This window comes from Mycobacterium sp., from assembly GCF_032162605.1.
GTDB lineage: Bacteria > Actinomycetota > Actinomycetes > Mycobacteriales > Mycobacteriaceae > Mycobacterium.
In genome coordinates, this window is record NZ_JAVROT010000359.1 from 1 (window position 1) to 3465 (window position 3465).

The 3465-nt window shown below is 66.9% G+C and carries 4 protein-coding genes; 1 reads left to right on the top strand and 3 read right to left on the bottom strand.

The window, feature by feature from the left end; all coding sequences use genetic code 11:
* On the top strand, window positions 1-245 hold a 245-nt coding region (locus QOI01_RS20225; protein WP_526384073.1), incomplete at its 5' end, for an alpha/beta fold hydrolase.
* Here QOI01_RS20225 and QOI01_RS20230 read toward each other — a convergent pair.
* From QOI01_RS20230 to rpsB, 3 genes are all read right to left on the bottom strand, one after another.
* The gene (locus tag QOI01_RS20230) at window positions 242-1660 is read right to left on the bottom strand and encodes an amidase (RefSeq protein ID WP_526384075.1); all 1419 of its coding nucleotides are present in this window, start codon (window positions 1658-1660) and stop codon (window positions 242-244) included. The two genes, QOI01_RS20225 and QOI01_RS20230, sit on opposite strands and share 4 nt — an antisense overlap.
* Window positions 1661-1821: 161 nt before the next feature.
* A complete protein-coding gene (tsf, locus tag QOI01_RS20235) occupies window positions 1822-2637 on the bottom strand; it encodes a translation elongation factor Ts (RefSeq protein ID WP_526384077.1) in 816 nt (271 codons plus the stop codon).
* Window positions 2638-3465: 30S ribosomal protein S2 (rpsB, locus tag QOI01_RS20240; protein WP_526384079.1), on the bottom strand; the 828-nt coding region annotated here is incomplete at its 5' end. It abuts the gene before it with no gap.

Genomic DNA, 3465 nt, shown 5'->3' on the forward strand with positions numbered 1-3465 from the left:
TGCGCAGCGACGTGCCCGCGCTGTTGCTCGCCGTCACGCTCGACGCGGTCACTCCACCCAGCCAGGCCGATCTGGCGGCCGAGGGCCTCCCCAACGGGCGCGTCGTCCGCATCGCAGGTAGCGGCCACGACGTGCTCAGCCGATCCACCTGCGCGCAGCAGATCCTCATCGACTTCCTCGACGACCCAACCGGTTACGACGCCGGATGCGCGGCCACCCTGCCCCCGCCGACGTTCGACCATTAGCGGCCGCCGCTTCGGAGTCGGCGGAACGGGCTGGCCTCTTCGAGCTCGTAGGCGAGCTCCAGTAGCGTCGCCTCGCGGCCCAGCCGGGCGCTGAACATCATGCCGATCGGTAGGCCGTTCGCGGACTCGGCGAGCGGCAACGAGACTGCGGGGTCACCCGTGACGTTCTGCAGGGGCGTGAAGGCCACCCAGTCCACGAGTCTCTCGATGATCTGGTCATAGTCGGCCGTGGGGTCGAGGTGTCCGACGAGGGGCGGGGCGTCGGCGAGCGTCGGTGTGAGCAGCACGTCGTAGTCGCGTATCGACTTCAACATCCGCAGGCGCAGGGTGGAGAGCCGGACGATCGCCAGCGGCAGCCCGTGCAGATTTCGGCTCCCGAACCTCTCGAGACCGAGCGTGAGGTTGTCCAGCCGCCCGCGGTCGAAGGACTCGCCGAAGCGGCCACGTCCGCCACGCACCAGCGCGAACGCCAGCAAGGCCCAGTAGAGAAGGAAGTCGTCGATGAAGGACTGCGGAACGGGCGGTTCGTCGAGATACTCGACGCGGTGCCCCAAATCTTCGAGCAGCCCGGCGGCGGCGAGTGTGTGGCCGCGGATCTCCGGACTGCACTCGCGCTTGACCGACCTGGTGAACACCGCGACCCGCAGGCGGTCCCGTCCCGGTCGGGTGACGTCACCGATCAATGGGAGTTTCGGGCTGCGCCAGACGTTTTCGACCTCACGGTAGAACGCCGCCGTGTCCCGCACCGAACGAGTCAGCACCCCGTTCGCCACGATTCGGATCGGCATATCGCGCATGTTCTGGTCCAAGGGCAGTCGACCACGCGACGGTTTGAGGCCGACCAGGCCGTTGCACGACGCCGGGATCCGGATCGACCCGCCGCCGTCGTTGGCGTGGGCGATCGGCACCACGCCGGCCGCCACGAATGCTCCCGACCCGGACGACGACGCGCCCGCGGTGTGGTCGGTGTTCCAGGGGTTGCGCACGGCACCAAGGCGGGGATGTTCGGCAGCGGCGCTGAACCCGAACTCGGACAACTGGGTCTTGCCAAGCGCGACTAGTCCGGTGGACAGGTAGGCGCGGGCGAAGTCGCCGTTCGCACGCTCGGGTCGGGGCCGCCACGCGTCGGCGCCCTCCATCGTCGGCATGCCCTCCACCGCGACGTTGTCCTTGACGAAGGTCGGCACGCCGTCGAAGTAGCCGCCGTACGGCGTCTTCGCCGACGCGCGGGCGCGGGCCGCGTCGAACGCCTCGTAGGCCAGCCCGTTCAGCTGCGGGTTGACCTTCTGGGTGCGTGCGATGGCCGCCTCGACGACGTCCACCCGGGATACCGCTCCCGACCTGATGGCCTCGACGACGCCCGTGGCGTCGAGCTCTCCCAGTGCGTCGTCGTCGAACGCGGAAACGTAGGTCATGTCCCGACGCTAGCAACACACGTGTGCAATAACGCGTGGCGGGTCGTGAACTACCGCTGAACGAGAAGAAACCCCGCGCCGACCGGGATCACCGGTGGGGGACGCGGGGTCTCTAGGTGAACGACTCCAAATTGGTGGTGAGTCGCCCAAACTCGTGACGCCTAGGCGCGACCGACCTCGAAGCGGACGAATCGGGTGACGGTCAGTCCGGCGTCGTCGATGACTGCCTTGACGGTCTTCTTGTCATCGGAGATCGCCTGCTGCTCCAACAGGACGACGTCCTTGAAGTAGCCGGTGAGGCGACCCTCGATGATCTTCGACAGCGCCTGTTCGGGCTTGCCTTCTTCGCGGGCCGTCTCCTCGGCGATGCGGCGCTCGTTGGCGACGGCGTCGGCGGGTACGTCGCCACGGGTCAGGTACTTCGCCTTCATCGACGCAACCTGCAGAGCCACGGCGTGCGCGACCTTCGCATTGCCTCCGGTGTACTCGACGAGAACACCGACGGCAGGCGGCAGATCCGACGACCGCTTGTGCAGGTACGCCTCGACAGTCCCGTCGAAGTAGGCGGCGCGGCGCAGTTCGAGCTTCTCGCCGATCTTGGCGGAGAGGTCCGCAATCACCTGCTCGACGGTCTTGTCACCGACGCTGGCCGCCTTCAACGCGTCGACGTCGGACGCCTTGGACTCGGCGGCAGCCGCCACGACCTGTGCGGCCACGGCCTGGAACTCCTCGTTCTTCGCGACGAAGTCCGTCTCCGAGTTCAGCTCGATGAGCGCGCCGCCCTTGGCAGCGACCAGGCCCTCGGCCGTCGCACGCTCGGCACGCTTGCCGACGTCCTTGGCGCCCTTGATCCGCAGCACCTCGACAGCCCGCTCGAAGTCGCCATTGGCTTCGACCAGGGCGTTCTTGCAGTCGAGCATGCCGGAGCCGGTCAGCTCCCGAAGTCGCTTGACGTCGGCAGCGGTGTAGTTGGCCATTTAAGCCTCCGTGGTGGTCGTCTCGGTGGCAACGGATCCCGTTTCCGCGGGCGCAGCCGCCGGTGCCGTCGCAGTGGCCAGCAGTTCCTGCTCCCACTCGGCCAGCGGCTCGGCACCACCCTCGGCGGCCGGCTTGTCGCCGCCGCCACCCGCACCGGAACGGGCCTTCAGACCCTCGGCGACCGCAGCCGCGATCACCCTGGTGAGAAGCGCAGCCGAGCGGATCGCGTCGTCGTTGCCCGGAATGGGGTAGTCGACGAGGTCGGGATCGCAGTTGGTGTCGAGGATCGCGATGACCGGGATGTTCAGCTTGCGGGCCTCGGAGACCGCGAGGTGCTCCTTGTTGGTGTCGACGATCCAGACTGCCGAGGGAACCTTGGCCATGTCGCGGATACCGCCGAGGCTGCGCTCGAGCTTGTTCTTCTCGCGGGTCAGCATCAAGATTTCCTTCTTGGTGCGACCCTCGAAGCCACCGGTCTGCTCCATGGTCTCGAGCTCCTTCATTCGCTGAAGGCGCTTGTGCACGGTCTGGAAGTTGGTGAGCATGCCGCCCAGCCAGCGCTGGTTGACGTAGGGCATCCCGACGCGGGTGGCCTCATCGGCGATGGACTCTTGGGCCTGCTTCTTGGTGCCGACGAACATGACACTGCCACCGTGGGCGACGGTTTCCTTGACGAACTCGTATGCCGAATCGATGTAGGTCAGCGTCTGCTGCAGGTCGATGATGTAGATGCCGTTGCGGTCGGTGAAGATGAACCGCTTCATCTTGGGATTCCAGCGACGGGTCTGATGCCCGAAGTGGGTGCCGCTGTCAAGCAGCTGCTTCAT